The sequence below is a fragment of the Klebsiella sp. ME-303 genome (assembly GCF_007910085.1).
GTDB lineage: Bacteria > Pseudomonadota > Gammaproteobacteria > Enterobacterales > Enterobacteriaceae > Klebsiella > Klebsiella michiganensis.
Map to the genome: position 1 here is coordinate 68,681 of NZ_VOJB01000080.1, position 22,170 is coordinate 90,850.

The 22,170-nt window shown below is 60.8% G+C and carries 20 protein-coding genes; 12 read left to right on the forward strand and 8 right to left on the reverse strand.

Annotated elements, in window-relative coordinates; all coding sequences use genetic code 11:
• Nucleotides 1-126: 126 nt before the first annotated feature.
• The 3 genes from FQK12_RS16165 to FQK12_RS16175 are packed head-to-tail and all read left to right on the forward strand — an operon-like array spanning nucleotide 127 to nucleotide 5,127.
• On the forward strand, nucleotides 127-1,464 hold the full coding sequence (locus tag FQK12_RS16165; protein ID WP_004853540.1) for a maltoporin: 1,338 nt from the start codon (nucleotides 127-129) through the stop codon (nucleotides 1,462-1,464).
• Between the two features lie 15 nt (nucleotides 1,465-1,479).
• On the forward strand, nucleotides 1,480-3,672 hold the full coding sequence (locus FQK12_RS16170) for a CBM35 domain-containing protein (protein WP_162097179.1): 2,193 nt from the start codon (nucleotides 1,480-1,482) through the stop codon (nucleotides 3,670-3,672).
• 54 nt (nucleotides 3,673-3,726) lie between these two features.
• Nucleotides 3,727-5,127: a glycoside hydrolase family 1 protein gene (locus FQK12_RS16175; RefSeq protein WP_014226539.1), complete on the forward strand. Its 1,401-nt coding sequence runs from the start codon at nucleotides 3,727-3,729 to the stop codon at nucleotides 5,125-5,127.
• A 189-nt stretch (nucleotides 5,128-5,316) separates the two neighbouring features.
• Here the strand turns inward: FQK12_RS16175 and FQK12_RS16180 are convergent, their stop codons facing one another.
• The 7 genes from FQK12_RS16180 to hypA form a co-directional block, all read right to left on the reverse strand.
• Complete coding sequence (locus FQK12_RS16180) at nucleotides 5,317-6,264, reverse strand: alpha/beta hydrolase (protein WP_014226538.1); 948 nt, start codon at nucleotides 6,262-6,264, stop codon at nucleotides 5,317-5,319.
• Between the two features lie 117 nt (nucleotides 6,265-6,381).
• Entirely contained in the window at nucleotides 6,382-8,454 is a 2,073-nt protein-coding gene (flhA, locus tag FQK12_RS16185) for a formate hydrogenlyase transcriptional activator FlhA (RefSeq protein ID WP_014226537.1), read from the reverse strand.
• Nucleotides 8,455-8,685: 231 nt separating this feature from the next.
• Complete coding sequence (gene hypE, locus FQK12_RS16190; protein WP_014226536.1) at nucleotides 8,686-9,696, reverse strand: hydrogenase expression/formation protein HypE; 1,011 nt, start codon at nucleotides 9,694-9,696, stop codon at nucleotides 8,686-8,688.
• Nucleotides 9,693-10,814, reverse strand: coding sequence for a hydrogenase formation protein HypD (gene hypD, locus FQK12_RS16195; protein ID WP_014226535.1), 1,122 nt, complete (start codon nucleotides 10,812-10,814; stop codon nucleotides 9,693-9,695). The genes hypE and hypD overlap by 4 nt, the downstream gene beginning before the upstream one ends.
• Nucleotides 10,815-11,087 (reverse strand): HypC/HybG/HupF family hydrogenase formation chaperone, encoded by a 273-nt coding sequence (locus FQK12_RS16200; RefSeq protein WP_004104861.1) that lies wholly within the window; start codon nucleotides 11,085-11,087, stop codon nucleotides 10,815-10,817.
• On the reverse strand, nucleotides 11,078-11,950 hold the full coding sequence (gene hypB / locus FQK12_RS16205) for a hydrogenase nickel incorporation protein HypB (protein ID WP_014226534.1): 873 nt from the start codon (nucleotides 11,948-11,950) through the stop codon (nucleotides 11,078-11,080). Before hypB ends, FQK12_RS16200 begins: the two co-directional genes overlap by 10 nt.
• Nucleotides 11,951-11,957: 7 nt before the next feature.
• Nucleotides 11,958-12,302 carry a hydrogenase maturation nickel metallochaperone HypA gene (gene hypA, locus FQK12_RS16210; RefSeq protein WP_004114752.1) on the reverse strand — a complete coding sequence of 115 codons (345 nt, stop codon included), beginning with the start codon at nucleotides 12,300-12,302 and terminating at the stop codon, nucleotides 11,958-11,960.
• Nucleotides 12,303-12,510: 208 nt separating this feature from the next.
• Between hypA and hycA the strand changes: the two genes are divergently transcribed.
• From hycA to hycI, 9 genes are all read left to right on the forward strand, one after another.
• Nucleotides 12,511-12,960: a formate hydrogenlyase regulator HycA gene (hycA, locus tag FQK12_RS16215; RefSeq protein ID WP_004134329.1), complete on the forward strand. Its 450-nt coding sequence runs from the start codon at nucleotides 12,511-12,513 to the stop codon at nucleotides 12,958-12,960.
• An 82-nt stretch (nucleotides 12,961-13,042) separates the two neighbouring features.
• Nucleotides 13,043-13,651 (forward strand): 4Fe-4S dicluster domain-containing protein, encoded by a 609-nt coding sequence (locus FQK12_RS16220; protein ID WP_014226533.1) that lies wholly within the window; start codon nucleotides 13,043-13,045, stop codon nucleotides 13,649-13,651.
• Nucleotides 13,648-15,474, forward strand: a complete 1,827-nt coding sequence (gene hycC, locus FQK12_RS16225; RefSeq protein WP_014226532.1) for a formate hydrogenlyase subunit 3 — start codon at nucleotides 13,648-13,650, stop codon at nucleotides 15,472-15,474. Before FQK12_RS16220 ends, hycC begins: the two co-directional genes overlap by 4 nt.
• A gap of 2 nt (nucleotides 15,475-15,476) precedes the next feature.
• Nucleotides 15,477-16,400 (forward strand): respiratory chain complex I subunit 1 family protein, encoded by a 924-nt coding sequence (locus FQK12_RS16230; protein WP_004104852.1) that lies wholly within the window; start codon nucleotides 15,477-15,479, stop codon nucleotides 16,398-16,400.
• A gap of 17 nt (nucleotides 16,401-16,417) precedes the next feature.
• Nucleotides 16,418-18,127 (forward strand): formate hydrogenlyase subunit HycE, encoded by a 1,710-nt coding sequence (gene hycE / locus FQK12_RS16235; protein ID WP_014839316.1) that lies wholly within the window; start codon nucleotides 16,418-16,420, stop codon nucleotides 18,125-18,127.
• Nucleotides 18,128-18,136: 9 nt separating this feature from the next.
• Nucleotides 18,137-18,679 carry a formate hydrogenlyase complex iron-sulfur subunit gene (locus tag FQK12_RS16240; protein ID WP_009651597.1) on the forward strand — a complete coding sequence of 181 codons (543 nt, stop codon included), beginning with the start codon at nucleotides 18,137-18,139 and terminating at the stop codon, nucleotides 18,677-18,679.
• On the forward strand, nucleotides 18,679-19,446 hold the full coding sequence (locus FQK12_RS16245; protein WP_014226531.1) for an NADH-quinone oxidoreductase subunit B family protein: 768 nt from the start codon (nucleotides 18,679-18,681) through the stop codon (nucleotides 19,444-19,446). The genes FQK12_RS16240 and FQK12_RS16245 overlap by 1 nt, the downstream gene beginning before the upstream one ends.
• Nucleotides 19,443-19,853: a formate hydrogenlyase maturation HycH family protein gene (locus tag FQK12_RS16250; protein WP_014226530.1), complete on the forward strand. Its 411-nt coding sequence runs from the start codon at nucleotides 19,443-19,445 to the stop codon at nucleotides 19,851-19,853. The genes FQK12_RS16245 and FQK12_RS16250 overlap by 4 nt, the downstream gene beginning before the upstream one ends.
• On the forward strand, nucleotides 19,846-20,331 hold the full coding sequence (gene hycI, locus FQK12_RS16255; RefSeq protein ID WP_032694626.1) for a hydrogenase maturation peptidase HycI: 486 nt from the start codon (nucleotides 19,846-19,848) through the stop codon (nucleotides 20,329-20,331). The genes FQK12_RS16250 and hycI overlap by 8 nt, the downstream gene beginning before the upstream one ends.
• Before the next feature lie 396 nt (nucleotides 20,332-20,727).
• Here hycI and FQK12_RS16260 read toward each other — a convergent pair whose 3' ends face one another.
• Complete coding sequence (locus FQK12_RS16260) at nucleotides 20,728-22,152, reverse strand: 6-phospho-beta-glucosidase (RefSeq protein WP_014226528.1); 1,425 nt, start codon at nucleotides 22,150-22,152, stop codon at nucleotides 20,728-20,730.
• Nucleotides 22,153-22,170: the final 18 nt, after the last annotated feature.

Below are 22,170 nucleotides of genomic sequence, written 5' to 3' on the forward strand. Positions count from 1 at the left end.
ATTTGTGAACTCATCCGGCAATTACGGAAAGCGTTTTCCATTAACGGATGTACATTTCCAGTTTTGATCCGTAAATTTCCTCCCGTTCTCAGGCAGTGTTAATAAAAAAATAACCAAGGATAAAAAATGATCAGGCTAAATCATTCAATACCTCTGTCTTTACTCGCCCTCGCGGTGATGAGCGACTGCGCCATCGCCGATCCGAAGTACGATTTTATGCTCCACGGCTATATCCGTTCGGGGATCCTCGCCAACGCCGACGGTAACCGCGCCGACTCCGTTGGCCTGATGCCGGACGGCAAGTGGCGTCTGGGCAACGAAGAGGACACCAAGATCGAACTGATCCCGACGGTGACGTTAACCTCGGACAGCGGCGTGGTGGCTAAAGTCCAGGCCAACATTACCCATCAGTCGAAATGCACCTCAGACTGGAACTGTCAGGATGACGACGGGCATGATGTGCAGTTCCGTGAGGGTTTTGCCGAACTGTCAAACCTCGACTTCGCCCCGGAAATGACCTTCTGGGCCGGTAAGCGCTACAGCAGCTCCAACACCTCCAGCCACCAGTTCGACTGGGAGTACATTCAGTACAACGGTACCGGCGGCGGCTTCGACAACATGGATCTCGGCTTCGCGCGCTTCGATGCCGGGGTTTACGCCTTCTCGCCGACGGATGAAACCAAAGCCTACCCGGTCGATAAAGGCGATCAGGGCTATCCGGATGACTACTCGCTCAACCTGTGGCTGAAAAAGATCGGCGGCACCGGCTTCGATCTTGAGCTGATTGGCCACCACATGAACCGCAACGAGAAGCACCCGACCTCGGCGGAGAAGGGCTACGGCGTGACCGGCGTTTACAACTTTGACGGCTTTTACGGCCTGACCGGCGGCTACTCTCGCGTGGTCTTCCAGTACGGGCGCGGCCTGGCGGCGGGAGACTCGCTGGGTAAAAACGGCTGGGGCTGGGCAAACCTCGACGATACCCAGTCCTGGCGCGTGGTGCTGGATAACATGGCCTCGCTCGGCGACTGGGAAATCTCCACGTTCGCCTACTATCAGAAAGACAAAAACTACCGCTGGTGGACGGAAGACGCCGAAGGCTGGGGGCGCACCAGCTGGGTGGCGGGGATTCGCCCGTACCAGCAGATCACCAAAAACTTCGCCATGCAGTACGAGCTGGGCTACGAATATCTCGACGATAAAAACTACAAAGGCGTGGACGGCAAAGGCAAAGGCGGCCTGACTAAAGTGACCATCGCGCCGACCCTGACCTTTGATTCCGGCTTCTGGACTCGCCCGCAGCTGCGCTTCTTCGTGACTTACGCGAAGTGGGATAAAGGGGTGTCCGACGCGCTGGACGGCAACTACGACTGGAGCACCAATACCCTTTCCGCCGGTAGCTACTCGCGCAGCGGCGACACCGATACGCTGAATTTCGGCGTGCAGGCCGAAGTCTGGTTCTAAGGAGAGATAACGATGATTAAGCCGGTGAAAAAACTGATGCTCGTCGCGCTGCTTTCGGCGCTGGGAAGCGCAGGCGCGATGGCCGCGGAGCAGTCGCACTTTGAACACTTTATTACCCGCGACGGCGCAACGTTAAAAGATGGCGACAAGGTGTTCCGCTTTGCGGGCATTCATGCGCCGGAACTGCACCGTATCGAGGACGATGCGCGCGGTATCTGCAAGGCCGACTCGCGCGGCTGGGGGCAATACTTCCGCTGGCCGACGGCGGAGGAACAGGAAAACTGGATTAAAGCGCTCGTGCAAACCGGCGCCAGGGCGCAGCGGGTATACGTGCTCTCGGTGCAGCAGACGTTTGACGAGGCCTGCGGTCGCGAAACCCATATTCTGGCCCCGGAAACCGCCGACGGCATGCCGCGCCTGAACGAAAAGGCGATGCGGGTGTACGACAACATGATCGCCGAGGCGGACAAACAGGGGCTGCGCCTGATTCTGCCGTTTATCGATCACTGGTGGTGGTGGGGCGGTCGCGAGCAGCTGGCGGCGTTCTACCACGAAAAGCCGGAGGATTTTTACCGTACCGACAGTAAAACCTTCAAGGCCTATCTGGACGTGATTCGTCAGGTTATCACCCGTACCAACAGCGTGACCGGGCGCCCCTATTACGACGAAAAAGCGATTATGGCCTGGGAGACCGGCAACGAGCTGGAGGACACCAACGCGGCGTTCCTTCAGCAGACCGCCGCGTGGATCAAAAAGTGGGCGCCGCACCAGCTGGTGGTGGATGGCACCTACAAGAAAATTAATGCGTTTGCGCTTAACGATCCCCATGTCGATATCGTCAGCAACCATTACTACACCAATGCCGATAACAACCATCCCGAACAGGTGAAAAAAGACCTGACGGCGGCAGCGGGTAAGAAAGTCTACATGGTGGGCGAATTTGGCCTGCTGGACGCGCAGCAGCTTAACGCCATTATGCAGTCGATCGTCCATAGCGAAGTCAACGGCGCGCAGGCGGCGGGCGGTTTAATCTGGGGCTTCCGCGGTCATCGTCACGACGGCGGCTTCTACTGGCACAAAGAGTCCACCGGCCACTACAGCTACCATCTGCCGGGCTTCCCGGTCGAAGGTAAGGCCAACCAGGAGATGGAGGTGGTCGACCTGGTGCGCACCGCCGCCGCGCAGATGAACGGGCAGGAGAAAGCGCCGCCGCTGCCGAAACCTGACGCGCCGACGCTGCGGCCAACGGATTCACCGTTTGCGATCAACTGGCTGGGGGCGGCGGTAGGGCGCGCCTATGATGTTGAGCGCGCCGATTCGGCATCCGGACCGTGGAAGGTCGTGGGGCGCGACATTTCCGACGGCGTTAACGAGTGGAACCCGCAGACGATGGATCTGTTCCGCGATGACTATCGCAGTCTGCGGCTGGGGAATACGTACTATTACCGCGTCATCGCTAAAAACGAGAGCGGCAGTTCATCGCCTTCGAACGTGATTAGCGTGAAGCATTCTCAGGCGAATCAGGCGCCAGTAGTGGCGCTGGCGGAGACGCTCACCACCAGCCAGGACCAGGGCGTGCAGCTCAGCGCGAGCTGGCGCGATGACGCCCTCCCGGACCGCAACGTGACGGTGAGCTGGAGCAACGGCGGCAGCGCGCAGGCCCACTTCTGCGCGACGGATAAAGCCGAAACCCGCGCCTGGTTCAGCGCTCCCGGTGAATACGCGCTGACTTTTAGCGCCGATGACGGCCTGCTCAAAAGCAGCAAAACCGTTAAGGTCACGGTGACGGAAGCCGTCGGTAAAGTCGCCGCCGACTACTGCCGTTTTGGCGGCGGGGTATTGAACGTGACCGATGGCAAGATTGCGGCGGCGAAAAGCGAAAAAGACGCGCTGGCGATTGGCGACGACGGCTTCCTCGGACCGTTCGCCAACGACGGGGATAAGGTCAGCTGGCAGGTTTCCGCGCCGTGGGCCGGCAAGTATCAGCTGCGGGTGACGTTCAGCGGCAAATGGGGCAGCAAGAAAAACTCGTTTATCGTCAACGACGGCGCGCCAATCGCGGTTGAATTCCCGCAGACCGATGAGCAGGGCCAGCAGCTGCTGGTGCCGGTTGAGCTGAAGGCCGGCGATAACCGCATCGACTTCGGTAAATTCGCCGGCGACTGGGGCTACATGTTTATCAAATCGATTGAAGTGGTTGCAGAGTAGTGCTTATTGGCTGCGCCCGTTGGGTGCGGCCTTTTTTAACTTACAGGAGGCGTTATGACCCGGTATCAGTTTCCGGAAGGCTTTTTATGGGGCGCGGCGGCATCCGGTCCGCAAACGGAAGGGATAAGCAACAAGCCGCACCGTTCTATTTGGGATAGCTGGTTTGCCGAACAGCCGGAACGTTTTTATCAGCAGATTGGGCCGCAAACCGTTTGCGACACCTATCATCAGTATCCCCAGGACGTGGCGTTGATGAAGCGGACCGGGTTCAACTCCTTCCGCACGTCGATTCAGTGGTCGCGGCTGATTGACGACTTCGAAACCGGCGCGCCCAATGCGGACGCGGTGCGTTTCTATCATGCCTACCTTGATGAGATGATTGAAAACGGCATCGAGCCGATGATCAACCTCTATCATTTTGACATGCCGGAAGCGCTGCAAAAGCAGTACGGCGGCTTTGAGTCGGCGCACGTGACCGATCTTTTCGCGCGTTTTGCCCGTACCGCTTTTGAGCTATTCGGTCACAAGGTGAAATACTGGATTACCTTCAACGAGCCGATTGTGCCGGTTGAGGGCGGCTACCTGTACGACTTCCACTATCCCTGCAAGAAAGACGGCAGGCTGGCGGCGCAGGTGGCGTTTAACATTATGCTGGCCCACGCCAAAGCGGTGCGCGAGTTTCGCGCGCTGGCGCTGGAAAGCGAGATTGGCGTGGTGCTGAATCTGACGCCGTCCTATACCCGCAACGACAGCGCGGAAGACCAAAAAGCGGCGTGGTATGCGGATCTGTTCTTCAACCGCAGCTTCCTCGATCCGCTGGTGAAGCATCAGTTCCCGAAAGCGCTGTGCGAAATTCTGGCCGCGCACGACTGCCTGCCGGAGGTGACAAAAGCCGACGTGGAGCTGATTACCGGATCGCGCGTCGATTTTCTCGGCGTTAACTATTACGTTCCGCGCCGGGTGAAGGCGCGCGAAAGCGACTATACGCTGGACTATTTCACCCCGGAGTTCTATTTCGAAAACTACGTGAATCCGCAAGGACGCTTTAATCCTTATCGCGATAATAATGAGATTCTGCCGCAGGCGATTTATGACATTGCCGCCAATATTCGCGATAACTACGGCAATATAAAGTGGTTCCTCGCGGAAATTGGTATTGCGATGGATATTGAGTCGGAAGGCGAACCCGGCGCAGACGGGGTGATTGACGATTCGTTCCGCATCGGCCTGATGGAAGAGCATCTGGTGCAGCTGCATCGCGCGATAGCCGACGGCGCGAACTGCTTTGGCGTGCATCAGTGGACCTTTATCGATAACTGGTCGTGGATTAACTCGTTCAAGCGCCGCTACGGTTTCTGGCGGCTCAACCTGCAAACCGGAGAGCGGCAGATAAAGCGCAACGCGCTGTGGTTTGCCGAACTGGCGACCAGCAACGGCTTCAGTTCTGATAAATAGCTCGGCAAAATCCCCCGGAGGCGGCGCTTGACGCGCCTGTCCGGGCTACTAAACCGCACGAACTTGTAGCCCGGACAGATGCGCAGCATCGCCTCCGGGAAACCGTACCTACCGGGGCTTCGAGGTCCCCGCCGTCTGCGGACAGGTAGCCCGGCTAAGGCGTCAGCCGCGAGCCGGGGATTACCGGCGCTATTTTTTCATTTCCGCCAGCGAGGCTATCCAGTTCATCGCCAGCTGCGGCCACTCGGCGGCGGGCAGGCCCCGGGTCCCGCGAATGCCAAATCCGTGTTTCCCCTCGGCGAACAGATGCAGCTCGGTCGGCACCTGCTGCGCGCGCAGGGCGTTAAACATCACCAGCGCGTTATCCACCGGCACGGAAGGATCGTCCACCGCGTGGAAAATAAAGGTCGGCGGCGTTTGCGGCGTGACGTTCTGCTCCGGTGAATAGCGGTGCTGCCGCTCTGCCGTCGCCGTTTCGCCAATCAATGCCTTGCGCGATCCGGGATGGGCAATCGCCGGATCCATGGAAATAACCGGATAGCCGAGCACCGCGAAGTCCGGCCGCGCGCTCTGCTGGTCAACCGCGTCCACGGCGGCGTAAGCCGGTTCGCTATAGCGGGTCTCCAGGCTTGCCGCCACGTGTCCCCCGGCGGAAAAGCCCATAATGCCGATTTTTTGCGGGTCGATATGCCACTCGGCGGCCCGCGCCCGCAGGGTACGCAGCGCGCGCTGCGCATCGGCCAACGGCGCCTCGCTGCCTTCCGCGTGACCGTCCGCCGGCATCCGGTAGGTCATCACAAACAGGGTATAGCCCCGGGCGTTAAATACCGGGGTGAGATCGCTGCCCTCTTTATCCAATACCACTCGCTGGTAAGAGCCGCCCGGCGTCACCAGCAGCGCGATACCGTTGGGCTTCTCCGGCGCGTAAACGGTAATTGTCGGAGCGCGAACGCCGGTGACCGCGCGATCGGGCAGCGAGGGATCTTTGCTGCGCTCCACCAGCGATTCGCTCGCCGGGCTGTTTTTCGCGCCGGGCGCTTCACCGCCGGGCCAGACGGAAAAGGTGGGAAGAGAGGAAAATGCAGCCTGAGAAGCCAAAAGCAAAGCGATGGCGGCGGCCAGAGGTAAACGCGTCATAAGCATCTCCATTAAGGAAAAGGCTTATTTATCATTCATCAGGAACGGGTAAAGCGAGTTGTCTCACAGAACGCTGTTTCATTAAAATCAAAATGAAACAGCGTTCTGAAGATGTGCCTACTGCAGCTGGTCTTTATTAATACCCAACCGTTTCATGCGCGAAAGCAGCGTCGTGCGCTTTAATCCCAGACGCTGGGCCGCGCCCTTCGGTCCGGCGACCACGCCGTTGCTCTCTTTCAGCACCCGGACAATCAGCTGGTATTCGTCTTCCCCTTCCTCCGGCAGCACTTCCGCCGCCAGCGGCTCCGTCTCGATACTCATTTCCGGTAAGGAGAGCTGCAGCACGCTGCCGCGGGTCAGCAGCACCGCGCGCTCAATGACGTTCTCCAGTTCGCGCACGTTACCCGGCCACTCCATGCGGCTGAGCAGGCGCAGCGTTTCCGCCGGAATGCTGTCAATGTTGCGCCCGAGACGGCGGGCAATTTTAAAGGTGAAGGCCTTCACCAGCAGGGGAATATCCTCCGGCCGCTCGCGCAGGGGAGGCAGGTGGATCGGGAAGACGTTCAGCCGATAGTAGAGATCGCTGCGAAACTCGCGATCGGCGACCATTTGCTTAAGATCGCGGTTGGTGGCGGCGATCAGGCGCACGTCGGTGTGAATCAGCTTATTGCTGCCGAGACGCTCGAACTCCTGCTCCTGCAATACGCGCAGCAGTTTCGGCTGTAGTTCAATCGGCATGTCGCCCACTTCATCGAGAAACAGCGAGCTTTTGTCCGCCAGTTCGAAACGGCCGATACGCTGGGCGCTGGCGCCGGTGAAGGCGCCGCGCTCGTGGCCAAACAGGTCGCTTTCCAGCAGCCCGGCGGGCATCGCCGCGCAGTTCATTTTGACCATCCGGCGGCTATTGCGGCCGCTCAGATTATGAATAGCGCGGGCAATCAGCTCCTTACCGGTGCCGGTTTCGCCGAGGATTAGCACCGTGCTGTCGCTCTGCGCCACCATCTCCACCTGCTTGAGCACGCTGTTCATGGCCTCGCTGCGGCCGATGATTTCGCCAAACTCGCTCTCGACGTTGTTAAGCTGTTCGGTCAGGGCGAGGTTCTCATCGACCAGCCGCTCTTTCAGCCGCTGAATCTCGCGGTAGGCGAGGGCGTTGTCGATGGCGATCGAGACGCGCTCTGCGATTTGCCGCAGCAGCTTGAGGTTGGTGGTGGTGAAGACTTTCTCATCGCACTGCGCCAGCTTCAGCACCCCAAGCAGGGTATTGCCGGACATCAACGGCAGCAGGCACAGGGTCTGAATTTTGTTATCCCACATCTCGAAAAGCATTTTTTCGTACGGCGCCAGCGGGTCGTGCTGATGCAGGTTGAGCAGCAGCATCTCTTTGCTTTTGAATACCCGTTCGGTCAGGGTACCGGCTTCGTCCACTTCGCTCTGGTCGTGCACCGGGTGGCTGGCGTCGAGGTAGTGGGTGGAGTAAATATTGAGCTTGCCTTTGCGGTTGCTGCGCAGTACCACGCTGATGGCGTCGATGCGGAAGTAGCGGTGGATCTCTTTGGCCACTTCGCTGACCAGTTCGTCGATATCCAGCCGCGAGAGTACCGCGTTGGTGATCGCCACCAGGATGCGGAAGTTGTCGCGTTCCCGGCACAGCAGGTCGTAATCAACGTTGTTGCTGACCCGGCTTTGGATCTGTTCGGTGACCACGGCAACGATTTGCGTAAAGGTGTGCAGCCGCTGGTACTCTTTTTCGGTCCACGGCCGGTTGTCGTCGCGAATAAATTCGCAGCCGCCGAAAATACGCCCTTCCGCCGCCAGCGGCAGCAGGCAGTAATAGCCAAAGGTGGGGTAGAGTCCGCTTACGGCGAGCTGCGGCCAGGTTTCGGCAAAGGTGGCGCTATCGCAATGCAGCGCATCCGGGCGCGAGAGCAGGCGTCGAACCGGGCCGTTGGCGAGGACGGTTTCATCCTCGTAGCTCACCGGCTGCCCCGCGTCGTCGCAGGCGTGCCGGACCGCGCGATGGTTGCCGGAATGCCACAGAATAATCGCCGCCCGGTCGGCGAGCGCGGACTGCTGCACCAGGCCGGTCAGCGTCTCGCTCAGCGCGGCCAGATCCGGCTGCTGTAATAAAATGCGGGTGATATCAAACAGACCCTGCTGCCCAAGATCGCCCATCGGTGTATACGACATTGCTTAAGTCCAAAAGCGCCGCAAAGCGGCGCAGAAGAAAGTGATGACACAAATAATAGTCTGTTAATAAAGCGGTTGTGACCGCCATTAACCCATCCGTGGGTGCCCGCTGGTTTGGGCTGGATAATCATGCTGGCTTTTCCCGGCTCGCGCTGCGCTTAGCCGGACTACAGGTGCGCGCAGTTTTGTAGCCCGGATAAGGCTTTAGCCGCAATCCGGGGTCCCGCACCGTTAACAAATTCTCGGCAGCGGCTCGGCGTGAGGAAGATCCAGCGTGCGCTTCACGCCGTACAGACCAACAGAGCGCACGCCCGCGCGCGGCACAACCTCGCCGATTATCGCCGCATCGCGGCCTAATGGATGAGACCGTAAATGCGCAAGTACGCTTTCCGCCGCCTCGCGGGCAACGGCGATCAGCAGCTTGCCCTCGTTGGCGAAATTAAGCGCGTCCAGCCCCAGCAGCTCGCACACGCCGCGCACGGTATCGTTCACCGGCAGCTTATTCTCGTGCAGTTCAATCCCGCAGCCGCTGGCGGCGGCAAACTCATGGGCCACCGCGTTAACGCCGCCGCGGGTGGCATCGCGCAGGGCTTTCACGCCAGCAACGTCGCGCAGCGTCTGAATCAAGGGCGTCAGCACCGCGCAGTCGCTGGACAGCGCGCCGTCAAGCCCCATCTGTTCGCGCAGGTTGAGGATCGTTGCCCCGTGATCGCCAAGCGTGCCGCTGACCAGCAGCACGTCTCCCGCGCTAATCTGCTGCGCCCCCCAGCGAATACCGGTAGGGATGACGCCGATCCCGGCGGTATTGATAAACAGCTTATCCGCCGCCCCGCGCGGCACCACTTTGGTATCGCCGGTGACAATGGCGATGCCGGCCTCCCGCGCGGTCTGCGCCATGCTGTTCACCACCGCTTCGAGGGTGGCCATCTCCAGCCCCTCTTCGAGAATAAACCCGCAGGAGAGATAGCGCGGCAGCGCGCCGCTCACCGCCACATCGTTGGCCGTGCCGCAGACCGCCAGCTTGCCGATGTTGCCGCCTGGGAAAAACAGCGGATCGATGACGTAGCTGTCGGTGGAGAAGGCGAGCCTGTCGCCCTGCGCGCTAAGCTGGGCGAGATCGAGACGCGCCTGATCTTCCTGCTCCGCCAGCCAGGGGTTGGCGAAAGCCTGCATAAACAGGTCGCCGATCAGCTGCTGCATTGCCAGACCGCCGCTACCGTGGGCTAACTGAACGCTTTTCATGCTTCGATTTCCTGACTGCGATATTGATACCAGGCGGCACAGGCGCCCTCCGATGAGACCATCAGCGCGCCGAACGCGCTCTGCGGGTTGCAGGTATTGCCGAATAGCGGGCACTGGTGCGGTTTGCAGCGGCCGGTCAGCACCTCGCCGCAGCGGGCGCGCGGGTCGTCGCTGACCCGCTGCGGCGCCGGGCGGAAATGCGCTTCGGCGTCGAAACGCTGATACGCGGCCGTCAGATGCACGCCGGAGTCGTTAATCACCCCCAGACCGCGCCACTCGCTATCGCCGCTAAGGCAAAACACCTCGGCGATGGCCGACTGCGCCAGCGGGTTGCCCGCATCGGGCACCACCCGGCGATACTGGTTCTCCACGTCGCTGTGCCGCGCTATTGTCTGCTCAACCAGCATCACCGCGCCTTGCAGTAGATCAAGCGGTTCGAATCCTGCCACCACTAAAGGACGATGATAGTCGCTGGCGATAAATCCGTAGGCGTCGGTGCCAATCACCATGCTGACGTGACCGGGGGCGAGAAACGCGTCGATACCGTTATCCGGCTGGTCGAGCAGGCTGCGCAGGGTCGGCAGCAGGGTGATGTGCTGGCAGAAAAAATAGAAGTTGGCGACGCCGCGCTCGCGGGCCTGGCGCAGGGTCAGGGCGGTGGCGGGCATCGTCGTTTCAAAACCAAGGCCGAAGAACACCACTTCACGCTCGGGGTGCTGCTGCGCCAGCTTCAGGGCGTCCATCGGCGAATAGACGATGCGGACGTCGGCGCCGCGCGATTTAGCCTGCAGCAGCGAGCCGTTTTTTCCCGGCACGCGCATGGCGTCGCCAAAGGTGCAGAAAATCACCCCCGGACGGCTGGCGATATCGATACAGGCGTCGATGCGCCCCATCGGCAGCACGCACACCGGGCAGCCGGGGCCGTGAATAAACTCGATATTTTCCGGCAGCAGCTGGTCGAGACCAAATTTAAAAATGGCGTGGGTATGACCGCCGCACACTTCCATAATGCGCAGCGGACGTTCGGCGGTATGCGGCAGCAGGCGCGCGCGCTGCCGGAGGTGTTCCACCAGCTGCATCACCTGTTCCGGGGCGCGGTATTCATCGACATAGCGCATTTACCGCTCCTCGCCGTACAGCAGCGCGCCGACGTCCGGCTCGACTTCAAACATATTTTGCAGCGCCTCGAGGGTATCGCGGGCTTCGGCTTCGTTAATCACGCTCATGGCGAAACCCACGTGGACCAGCACCCACTGGCCGAGACGCGGCTGGCCGCGATCGTCAACCGCGCCCACCAGGGTCAGGTCGACTTCGCGCTGAATGCCGCACACTTCGACCTTCGCCAGATTGCCGTCAATGGCGCAGATTTGTCCGGGAATGCCTATGCACATTGTTGCGTCTCCAGCCAGCTAAGCCACTGGTCCATGCCTTCGCCGCTGGTGGCGGAAAGCAGGATGATGTCAATATCCGGGTTCACCTCGCGGGCGCAGGCCAGACACTTCTCCACGTCAAAGTTGAGATACGGCAGCAGGTCGACCTTGTTAAGCAGCATCAGGCTGGCGGCGGCGAACATATGCGGATACTTCAGCGGCTTGTCTTCGCCTTCGGTTACCGACAGCACCGCCACTTTATGACGTTCGCCGAGGTCAAAGCTCGCCGGACACACCAGGTTACCGACGTTTTCGATAAACAGGATCCCGTGGTCATCCAGCGGCAGGCGCGGCGCGGCGTCGGCGATCATCTGCGCGTCGAGATGGCAGCCTTTGCCGGTGTTGACCTGAATCGCCGGGGTGCCGGTGGCGCGGATGCGCGCGGCGTCGTTCACCGTTTGCTGATCGCCTTCAATCACCGCGCAGGCGGTTTTCTCTTTCAGCCGCAGCAGGGTTTCCGTCAGCAGGGTGGTTTTGCCGGAGCCGGGGCTGGAGACCAGGTTCAGCACCAGCTGGTTTTTAGCGGCGAAGCGCGCGCGGTTGCGGGCGGCCAGACGGTTGTTTTTATCCAGCACGTCGATTTCCACTTCCAGCATCCGCCGCTGGCTCTGGCCCGGCGCATGGGTACCCGCCTCGCCGTGACCGTAGTGCAGGTCGCCAGCCTCCGAGCGGGTGGGGGAAAAGTTATCGGTTTTCACGCCGGTAATGTTCATCATCTGGCGCGGGGCGGGCGCGAAGGGGGCGCTGCGAAACGCCGAATGCGGGTTATGCTCGTCGCCTTCTATATAAAGGTTGCCTTCACCGCAGCCGCAGGTTGTACACATAATCTTATTACTCCACTTCTAGTCGCTGAATCTGTAAGCCGTCATCCGCCACGATTTGCAGCCGGTCGCTCTGACACTGCGGGCAGCGGCGCACGTGCTGGGAGATGAGATGCACGTACTGCTGGCAGGATTCACACCAGCATTCAGCCTGTTGTTCGGCGATATGCAGCTCGCAGCCCTCCGCCAGCGTGCCGCGGCACACCAGCTCAAAGCAGAAGGTCAGCGCGCTGGCCTCCACGCAGGAAAACGCCCCGACCTTTAGCCACACGCCGGTCACCCGACGCGCGCCGGCCTGCAGCGCCTGCTGTTCGATAATTTCCAGCGCCCGCTGGCTAAGAGTGATTTCGTGCATGGTGCCTCCGTATCGCGATGGCCCTTCAATGCAATAACGATGCCAGGTCATAGGTAATGTCACGAAAATGTCGATGACACGCTGCAGACGTCGTCATCGACATGTCTTTCTACCTCCCGAAATTTTATAAATATGTTTAAAATCAATTAATTAAATTTTGGCATGAAAAGTGCTTAACCGGTGCATCTCATACAACGGGGGATCCGGGATGACTATTTGGGAATTAAGTGAAAAGGCGGACTACATCGCCGATCGTCACCGCCAGCATCAGGAGCAGTGGCACACCTATTGCAACTCGCTGGTACAGGGAATAACCCTGTCGAAAGCGCGTCTGCATCACGCCATGAGCTGCGCGCCGGATAAAGAGCTGTGCTTCGTACTTTTTGGCCACTTTCAGGTCTACGTGGCGCTGGCGGAGGGCTTTAACAGCCACACCATCGAGTACTACGTCGAAACCAAAAACGGCGACGACAGACGCCTGATTGCCCAGGCCACGCTGGGTTCAGACGGCACCATTGATGGCCGGATCAGCAACCGCGATCGCGAGCAGGTTCTGGAGCACTATCTGGCGACTATCGCCAGCGTTTACGACCGTCTCTACGAGGCTATCGAACAAGACCAGCCGGTGGATTTAAGCCACCTGACGCTGGCCCGTTAATCGTCAGGTGTCGACAAGTGTCGAAGCTGACACCTGCGCAACCTGTTTTCGTCAAAAATGACTTTCACCTGAGGATGACCCGGTGAACCGTTTTGTAATTGCTGACTCCACCGTCTGTATCGGCTGTCGCACCTGCGAAGCCGCCTGCGCTGAGACTCACCGCCAGCAGGGCCTGCAGGCCATGCCCCGGCTGCATTTAATGCGCAATGAAAAAGAATCCGCGCCGCAGATGTGCCACCACTGTGAAGATGCGCCCTGCGCCGCCGTCTGCCCGGTTAACGCCATTAATCGCGTCGATGGCGCGGTGCAGCTCAATGAGAACCTGTGCGTAAGCTGCAAGCTGTGCGGCATCGCCTGTCCGTTCGGCGCCATTGAGTTTTCCGGCAGCCGTCCGCTGGATATGCCGGCTAACGCCAATACGCCCCTGGCCCCCGCCGCGCCGCCGGCGCCGGCCCGCGTCAGCTCGCTGCTCGACTGGGTGCCGGGCGTGCGCGCCATCGCCGTCAAATGCGACCTGTGCCACTTCGATGAGCAGGGCCCGGCGTGCGTACGCACCTGTCCGACCAAAGCGCTGCTGCTGGTGGATATCCGCGATATCGCCCAGGCCAGCAAGCGTAAGCGGCAGCTGACTTTTAATACCGATCTCGGCGATCTGTCGCTGTTCCAGGCGCAACAAGGGGACGTGAAATGAGTGTGATTTCCTTAGTGAATCAGGCGGTGGCCTGGTACGCCGCCAGCGCGGTGCTGGCGTTTCTGTTCGCCCTGCGCAAACCGCTGAGCGGGGCGATCTCCGGGATTGGCGGCGCGGTCGCCAGCGCGATGCTGGTGCTGGCGGGCGGAACGGCGCTGCTGATGCCGGAGCGCGTTAGCGGCGGCATGCTGCAGATGCTGCATTTGACCCTGCGCGTGGGCGGCGTCAACGCGCTGTGGCTGCTGGCGATCGGCCTGTCGGCGCTGCCGATTTCGCTGTTCAATATCGCCTGGCATCGTCATCCGCAGGTGAAAGCCAACGGCCTGCTGGTGAATCTGCTGCTGGCCGCCGCCGTCTGCGCCGTTGTGGTGACGAACTTCGGCGCGCTGGTGGTGATGGCGGAGATTATGGCCCTTTGCGCCGCGTTTCTTACCGGCTGCGCGCAGTCCGGCAAGCTGTGGTTTGCGCTGGGTCGCCTCGGTACGCTGCTGATGGCGTGGAGCTGCTGGCTGGTCTGGTCGTCCTACGGCACCCTTGAGCTGGCGCAGATTACCCAGCTGGCGATGGCGGCGCCGCAGAACGCGCTGCTGTGGCTGCCGGGCCTGGTCGGCTTTGCGCTGCTGGCCGGAGTTATTCCGCTGCACGGCTGGGCGCCGCAGGCCCACGCCGGCGCCAGCGCGCCGGCCGCCGCGCTGTTTTCCACGGTGGTGATGAAGGTCGGTCTCTACGGCATCCTGACGGTCTCGCTGGCCGGCAGCGTACCGCCGCTGTGGTGGGGCGTGATGCTGCTGGTGCTGGGGATGATCACCGCCTTCGTCGGCGGGCTGTACGCCCTGATGGAGCACAATATTCAGCGCCTGCTGGCGTACCACACCCTGGAAAACATCGGCATTATCCTGCTCGGCCTCGGGGCGTTCGTCACCGGCGTGGCGACCCATAACCCGACCCTGATGGTGCTGGGCTTTATTGGCGGCATGTATCACCTGATCAACCATAGCCTGTTTAAAACCACCCTGTTCCTCGGCGCGGGGGCGGTGTGGTTCCGCACCGGCCATCGCGATATCGAAAAGCTCGGCGGGATCGGCAAGAAAATGCCGCTGATTTCCCTTTCGATGCTGGTGGGTCTGATGGCGATGGCCGCGCTGCCGCCGCTGAACGGCTTTGCCGGGGAGTGGGTTATCTATCAGTCCTTCTTTAAGCTGAGCACCGGCGACGCGTTTGTTGGCCGCCTGCTCGGGCCGCTGCTGGCGGTGGGCCTGGCGATTACCGGCGCGCTGGCGGTGATGTGTATGGCGAAAGTCTACGGCGTCACCTTCCTCGGCGCGCCGCGAAGCAAAGAGGCGGAAAACGCCACCTGCGCGCCGGGGCTGATGACCTTTAGCGTGGTGCTGGCCGCCGTCTGCTGCGTGATTGGCGGGGTTGCCGCGCCGTGGCTGCTGCCGCTGGTGAGCGGGGCGTTTCCGGTGCAGGCGGAGGTCTCCAGCGCGGTGTCCCAGCCGATGATCGCCATTCTGCTGATTGCCTGCCCGCTGCTGCCGCTGCTGCTGATGATCTTCTTCAAGGGCGATCGCCTGCCGGCGCGCTCCCGCGGGGCGGCCTGGGTCTGCGGCTACGACCATGAAAAATCCATGGTGGTGACCGCCCACGGTTTCGCCATGCCGGTGAAAGAAGCCTTTGCGCCGATTCTGAAACTGCGCCACTGGCTGAACCCGGTGCGCCTGGTGCCCGGCTGGCAGAACGCTTCCGCGCCCGCGCTGTTTCGCGGCGTGGCGCTGGTGGAGCTGGCGGTACTGGTGGTGATTGTTATTTCCCGAGGAGCCTGAGAATGAGCGTATTAATTGCATTGTTGCAGGCGCTGGTGCTGTTCGCCGTCGCGCCGCTGTTGTCCGGGGTGACCCGCGTCGCCCGCGCGCGTCTGCATAATCGCCGCGGTCCGGGCGTGCTGCAGGAGTATCGGGACATTCTGAAACTGCTGGGGCGCCAGAGCGTTGGCCCGGATGCCTCCGGCTGGGTCTTCCGCCTGACGCCGTACGTGATGGTCGGCGTGATGCTAACCATCGCCACCGCGCTGCCGGTGGTGACCGTTGATTCGCCGATGGCGGGGCTGGGCGACCTGATCACCCTGATCTACCTGTTCGCTATCGCCCGCTTCTTCTTTGCTATTTCCGGCCTTGATACCGGCAGCCCGTTTACCGCTATTGGGGCCAGCCGCGAAGCGATGCTCGGCGTGCTGGTGGAGCCCATCCTGCTGCTCGGCCTGTGGGTCGCGGCGCAGGTCGCGGGGTCCACCCATATCAGCAGCATCACCGACACCATTTATCACTGGCCTGTCGCCCGCACTCTTCCGCTGATTCTGGCGCTGTGCGCCTGCGCCTTCGCCACCTTTATCGAAATGGGCAAGCTGCCGTTCGACCTGGCGGAAGCGGAGCAGGAGCTTCAGGAAGGCCCGCTCTCGGAATACAGCGGCAGCGGCTTCGGCGTGCTGAAGTGGGGCATCAGCCTCAAGCAGCTGGTGGTCCTGCAGATGTTCGTCGGCGTATTTATCCCGTGGGGACAGATGACCAGCTTTAGCGTCGGCGGTCTGCTGCTGGCGCTGGTGGTTGCCGTCGTCAAGCTGGTGCTCGGCGTGCTGGTGATTGCGCTGTTCGAAAACAGCATGGCGCGTCTGCGCTTTTGCGCCACCTCCCGCGTCACCTGGGCCGGGTTTGGTTTTGCCTTTTTAGCCTTCGTCTCCTTGCTGGTGGCGTGATTTAAGAGAGTTTGAGCATGTCTGAAGAAAAAATCGGTCAACACTATCTCGCCGCGCTGCATCAGGCCTTTCCGGGCGTGGTGCTGGATGAAGCCTGGCAGACCAAAGACCAGTTGACGGTCACGGTGAAGGTCAACTATCTGCCGGAAGTGGTCGAGTTTCTGTACTACAAGCAGGGCGGCTGGCTGTCGGTGCTGTTCGGCAACGATGAACGCAAGCTGAACGGCCACTACGCCGTCTACTACGTGCTGTCGATGGAGCAGGGCACGAAGTGCTGGATCACCGTGCGCGTGGAAGTGGATGCCAATAAACCCGAGTATCCGTCGGTGACGCCGCGGGTGCCGGCGGCGGTATGGGGCGAGCGCGAAGTGCGCGACATGTACGGCCTGGTGCCGGTGGGGCTGCCGGACGAGCGCCGGCTGGTGCTGCCGGACGACTGGCCGGATGAACTCTATCCGCTGCGTAAAGACAGCATGGACTACCGCCAGCGTCCGGCGCCGACCACCGACGCCGAAACCTACGAGTTTATCAACGAGCTGGGCAGCAAGAAAAACAACGTGGTGCCGATTGGCCCGCTGCACGTCACCTCCGACGAACCGGGCCACTTCCGCCTGTTCGTTGACGGCGAGAATATTATCGACGCCGACTACCGCCTGTTCTACGTCCATCGCGGGATGGAAAAGCTGGCGGAAACCCGCATGGGCTACAACGAAGTCACCTTCCTGTCGGACCGCGTGTGCGGTATCTGCGGTTTCGCCCACAGCACCGCCTACACCACTTCGGTGGAGAACGCGATGGGCATCGTGGTGCCGGAGCGCGCGCAGATGATCCGCGCCATTCTGCTGGAGGTGGAGCGCCTGCACTCGCACCTGCTGAACCTCGGCCTCGCCTGCCACTTTACCGGCTTCGACTCCGGGTTTATGCAGTTCTTCCGCGTGCGCGAAACCTCGATGAAGATGGCGGAAATTCTTACCGGGGCGCGTAAAACCTACGGTCTGAACCTGATTGGCGGCATTCGTCGCGATCTGCTGAAAGAGGACATGATCCAGACCCGCCAGCTGGCGCAGCAGATGCGCCGCGACGTGCAGGAGCTGGTAGATATGCTGCTCAGCACGCCGAATATGGAGCAGCGTACCGTGGGTATTGGCCGTCTCGACCCGCAAATCGCCCGCGACTTCAGCAACGTTGGCCCGATGGTGCGCGCCAGCGGCCACGCCCGCGATACCCGCGCCGATCACCCGTTTGTCGGCTACGGCCTGCTGCCGATGGAAGTGCACAGCGAGCAGGGCTGCGACGTCATCTCGCGCCTGAAGGTGCGCATCAACGAGGTCTACACCGCGCTGAACATGATCGACTTCGGCCTCGATAACCTGCCGGGCGGCCCGCTGATGGTCGAAGGGTTCACCTATATTCCGCACCGCTTCGCGCTGGGCTTCTCGGAAGCGCCGCGCGGAGATGATATCCACTGGAGCATGACCGGCGACAACCAGAAGCTGTACCGCTGGCGCTGCCGGGCGGCGACCTACGCCAACTGGCCGACCCTGCGCTATATGCTGCGCGGCAATACCGTCTCCGACGCGCCGCTGATTATCGGCAGCCTCGACCCGTGCTACTCCTGCACCGACCGCATGACCGTAGTCGACGTGCGCAAGAAGAAAAGCAAAGTGGTGCCGTACAAAGAGCTGGAGCGCTACAGCATCGAGCGTAAGAACTCGCCGCTGAAATAAGGAATCGCCATGTTTACCTTTATTAAAAAAGTCATCAAAACCGGCACCGCGACGCACTCATACCCGCTGGAGCCGATGCCGGTGGATAAAAACTTCCGCGGCAAACCGGAGCATAACCCGCAGCAGTGCATCGGCTGCGCCGCCTGCGTTAACGCCTGTCCGTCAAACGCCCTGACGGTGGAGACCGATCTGGCCACCAACCAGCTGGCGTGGCAGTTCAACCTCGGACGCTGCATTTTCTGCGGACGCTGCGAAGAGGTTTGCCCGACGGCGGCGATTAGGCTCTCTCAGGAGTACGAGCTGGCGGTGTGGAAAAAAGAGGATTTCCTCCAGCAGTCGCGTTTTGCCATCTGCCACTGTCGGGTATGCGAACGGCCGTTCGCCGTACAGAAAGAGATCGACTACGCCATCGCGCTGCTCAAACACAACGGCGACAGCCGCGCCGAGCTGCATCGCGAAAGCTTTGAGACCTGCCCGGAGTGTAAACGCCAGAAGTGCCTGGTGCCGTCCGACCGTATTGAACTGACTCGCCATATGAGAGAGGCCAGCTGATGAGCAACTTATTAGGCCCGCGCGATGAAAACGGCATTCCGGTGCCGATGACGGTGGATGAGTCCATCGCCAGCATGAAGGCATCGCTGCTGAAGAAAATTAAGCGTTCCGCCTACGTCTACCGGGTGGACTGCGGCGGCTGCAACGGCTGCGAGATCGAGATTTTCGCTACCCTTTCGCCGCTGTTCGACGCCGAGCGTTTTGGGATCAAAGTGGTGCCGTCGCCGCGTCACGCCGATATTCTGCTGTTTACCGGGGCGGTAACCCGGGCGATGCGTTCTCCCGCGCTGCGCGCGTGGCAGTCCGCGCCGGACCCGAAAATCTGTATCTCCTACGGTGCCTGCGGCAACAGCGGCGGCATCTTCCACGACCTCTACTGCGTATGGGGCGGCACCGATAAAATCGTGCCGGTGGATGTCTATATTCCCGGCTGCCCGCCGACCCCCGCCGCGACGCTGTACGGCTTCGCGATGGCGCTGGGCCTGCTGGAACAGAAAATCCACGCCCGCGTGCCGGGCGAACAGGACGAACGGCCGACCGAGCTTCTGCACCCGGATATGGTACAGCCGCTGCGGGTGCGCATCGACCGCGAAGCGCGCCGGCTGGCGGGCTATCGCTACGGTCGCCAGATAGCCGACGACTATATGCGCCTGCTGGGGCAGGGCGATAGCCAGGTGGTGCGCTGGCTGGAGGCGGAAAAAGATCCGCGCCTGACCGAGATCGTCACCCATCTGAACCAGGTGGTCGAGGGAGCGCGTATCCGATGAGCGAGACGGTGGTGTTCAGTCAGCTGAGCCGTAAATTTATTGATGAGAACGATGCGACGCCCGACCAGGCGCAGCAGGTGGTCTATTACAGCCTGGCGATTGGCCACCACCTCGGCGTCATCGACTGCCTTGAGGCGGCGCTGAGCTGCCCGTGGCAGGCGTATCTGGCGTGGATTGCGACCCTCGAAGAGGGCAGCACCGCGCGGCGAAAAATGGAAGGCGTGCCGAAGTACGGCGAGATTGTTATTGACAGCAATCATGTGACGATGCTGGCCAACGCTTTTGATAAAGCGCAGGCCCGTCAGACCCCCGAGCAGCAGGCGTGGAGCAAAACGCTGCTCAGCATGCTGCATGATATTCACCAGGAAAGCGCCATCTACCTGATGGTGAGGAGACTCCGTGACTGACGTTTTACTCTGTGTCGGCAATAGTATGATGGGCGACGACGGCGCAGGTCCGCTGCTGGCGGAGATGTGCGCGGCTAATCCCGTCGGCGAATGGGTGGTGATTGACGGCGGCAGCGCGCCGGAAAACGATATCGTCGCCATTCGCGAGCTGCGCCCCGAGCGCCTGCTGATAGTCGATGCCACCGATATGGGCCTGAACCCCGGCGAGATCCGCATCGTCGATCCGGACGATATCGCCGAGATGTTTATGATGACCACCCACAATATGCCGCTCAACTATCTGATCGATCAGCTAAAAGAGGATATCGGCGAGGTGATTTTCTTAGGCATTCAGCCGGATATCGTCGGCTTTTATTATCCAATGACCCAGCCGATTAAGGACGCGGTCGAGGTGGTGTACGCGCGGCTTGATGGCTGGCAGGGGAATGGCGGTTTTGCGGCACTTGAAGCCGCAGAGGAGCCGGCGTTCCCCGGCTAAGCGCAGCGCGAGCCTGGAGTTCGGCCTGGGGGAGCAAGCGTACTTTTTTCCCGGGTCGCGGCGTAAACGCCTTACCCGGGCTACCGGTCCGCGGGCGTTGATGAACCTGTAGCCGGAAGTTAGGTCAGGGGGAGCAAGTGGACTTTTTCCCGGGTCGCGGCGTAAACGCCTTACCCGGGCTACCGGTCCGCGAGCGTTGATGAACCTGTAGCCGGAAGTTAGGTCAGGGGGAGCAAGTGGACTTTTTTCCCGGGTCGCGGCGTAAACGCCTTACCCGGGCTACCGGTCCGCGAGCGTTGATGAACCTGTAGCCCGGCTAAGCGTAGCGCAAGCCGGGGAAAATTTCCGTGTTGCAGGTGTTTGCTAAGCTGAGGCACCCTCCGTCTGCGGGGCGCACTACGCTAAATCTTCCCCGTTGCTGGCAATCACCTTCTTATACCACCAGAACGACTTTTTGCGTTTTCGCGCCAGCGTGCCGTGTCCGGCATCGTCGCGGTCGACGTAGATAAAGCCGTAGCGCTTGCTCATCTCGCCGGTAGAGGCGGACACCAGATCGATACAGCCCCAGCTGGTATAGCCCATCACCGGAATGCCGTCCTCGATGGCGTCACCCATCGCTTTAATATGCTCGCGCAGATAGCTGATGCGGTAGTCGTCATTAATCTCGCCGTTAGCGTCAATCTCATCCCGCGCGCCGAGACCGTTTTCCACGAGGAACAGCGGTTTCTGGTAGCGGTCATACATCATATTCATGGTGATGCGCAGGCCGAGCGGGTCGATGCCCCAGCCCCATTCGCTGGCCTGAATATGCGGGTTCTTCAGCGATTTAACGATATTGGCGGCGCTGGTGTTGCCGGCGTTCATCTCCGCCGACGCGCAGCGTGAAGCGTAGTAGCTGAAGGAGACGAAATCGACGGTATGGCGCAGGATTTCATCATCGCCCGCTTCTTTGGCGATAGTCACGCCTTTCTCGCGAAATACCCGCGCCGCCCAGACCGGATACGCGCCGCGCGCCTGGACATCGATAAAGAACAGGTTCTCGCGATCTTTCTCCAGCGCCATCCACACGTCTTCCGGCTTACAGGAGTAAGGGTAGAAGTTGCCGCCCGCCAGCATACAGCCGACCTGATTTTGCGGATTCACCTCGTGGGCGATTTTGGTCGCTAAGGCGCTGGCGACCAGTTCGTGATGGGCGGCCTGGTATTTCACCTGCTCCTGATTTTCCCCCTCTTCAAACACCAGACCGGCGCCGGAGAACGGGCTGTGCAGCATGATGTTGATTTCATTGAAGGTAAGCCAGTATTTCACCAAGCCATCAAAGGCTTCAAAGCAGGTGCGGGCGTAGCGGGTGAAGAACTCCACCATTTTTCGATTGCGCCAGGAGCCGTACTCGTTGACCAGGTGCATCGGCACGTCGAAATGGCACAGCGTCACCAGCGGCTCGATGCGGTGCTTTTTGCACTCCTCGAACAGCGAGCGATAAAAGGCGATCCCTTCCGGGTTCGGTTCCAGCTCATCGCCCTCAGGAAACAGACGGCTCCAGGCGATAGAGGTGCGGAAGACGCTAAAGCCCATCTCCGCCATCAGGGCGATATCTTCTTTATAACGATGATAAAAATCGATCGCCTCGTGGCTCGGGTAGAACTCATCGTCGCGCAGCGCGAAGCGTTTCTCCTGCCCCAGCTTGACCGCCAGGCGGTGCGCGCCGTGGGGAATCATATCGACGGTGGTCAGCCCTTTGCCGCCCTCCAGATATGCCCCTTCGGACTGGTTGGCGGCCAGTGCGCCGCCCCATAAAAATCCCTGTGGAAAAGTCGCCATGCGTTACCTCGTTAACAA

Bases quoted from the DNA above. Each gene is read 5' to 3' on its own strand.
- hypE (WP_014226536.1), bottom strand. From the start codon at position 9,696: ATGAAAAGCGTTCAGTTAGCCCACGGTAGCGGCGGTCTGGCAATGCAG.
- hypB (WP_014226534.1), bottom strand. From the start codon at position 11,950: ATGTGTACAACCTGCGGCTGCGGTGAAGGCAACCTTTATATAGAAGGC.
- FQK12_RS16230 (WP_004104852.1), top strand. From the start codon at position 15,477: ATGAGCGTATTAATTGCATTGTTGCAGGCGCTGGTGCTGTTCGCCGTC.
- hypD (WP_014226535.1), bottom strand. From the start codon at position 10,814: ATGCGCTATGTCGATGAATACCGCGCCCCGGAACAGGTGATGCAGCTG.
- FQK12_RS16250 (WP_014226530.1), top strand. From the start codon at position 19,443: ATGAGCGAGACGGTGGTGTTCAGTCAGCTGAGCCGTAAATTTATTGAT.
- FQK12_RS16240 (WP_009651597.1), top strand. From the start codon at position 18,137: ATGTTTACCTTTATTAAAAAAGTCATCAAAACCGGCACCGCGACGCAC.
- FQK12_RS16200 (WP_004104861.1), bottom strand. From the start codon at position 11,087: ATGTGCATAGGCATTCCCGGACAAATCTGCGCCATTGACGGCAATCTG.
- hypA (WP_004114752.1), bottom strand. From the start codon at position 12,302: ATGCACGAAATCACTCTTAGCCAGCGGGCGCTGGAAATTATCGAACAG.
- FQK12_RS16180 (WP_014226538.1), bottom strand. From the start codon at position 6,264: ATGACGCGTTTACCTCTGGCCGCCGCCATCGCTTTGCTTTTGGCTTCT.
- hycA (WP_004134329.1), top strand. From the start codon at position 12,511: ATGACTATTTGGGAATTAAGTGAAAAGGCGGACTACATCGCCGATCGT.
- FQK12_RS16260 (WP_014226528.1), bottom strand. From the start codon at position 22,152: ATGGCGACTTTTCCACAGGGATTTTTATGGGGCGGCGCACTGGCCGCC.
- FQK12_RS16165 (WP_004853540.1), top strand. From the start codon at position 127: ATGATCAGGCTAAATCATTCAATACCTCTGTCTTTACTCGCCCTCGCG.
- FQK12_RS16245 (WP_014226531.1), top strand. From the start codon at position 18,679: ATGAGCAACTTATTAGGCCCGCGCGATGAAAACGGCATTCCGGTGCCG.
- FQK12_RS16175 (WP_014226539.1), top strand. From the start codon at position 3,727: ATGACCCGGTATCAGTTTCCGGAAGGCTTTTTATGGGGCGCGGCGGCA.
- flhA (WP_014226537.1), bottom strand. From the start codon at position 8,454: ATGTCGTATACACCGATGGGCGATCTTGGGCAGCAGGGTCTGTTTGAT.
- hycC (WP_014226532.1), top strand. From the start codon at position 13,648: ATGAGTGTGATTTCCTTAGTGAATCAGGCGGTGGCCTGGTACGCCGCC.
- hycE (WP_014839316.1), top strand. From the start codon at position 16,418: ATGTCTGAAGAAAAAATCGGTCAACACTATCTCGCCGCGCTGCATCAG.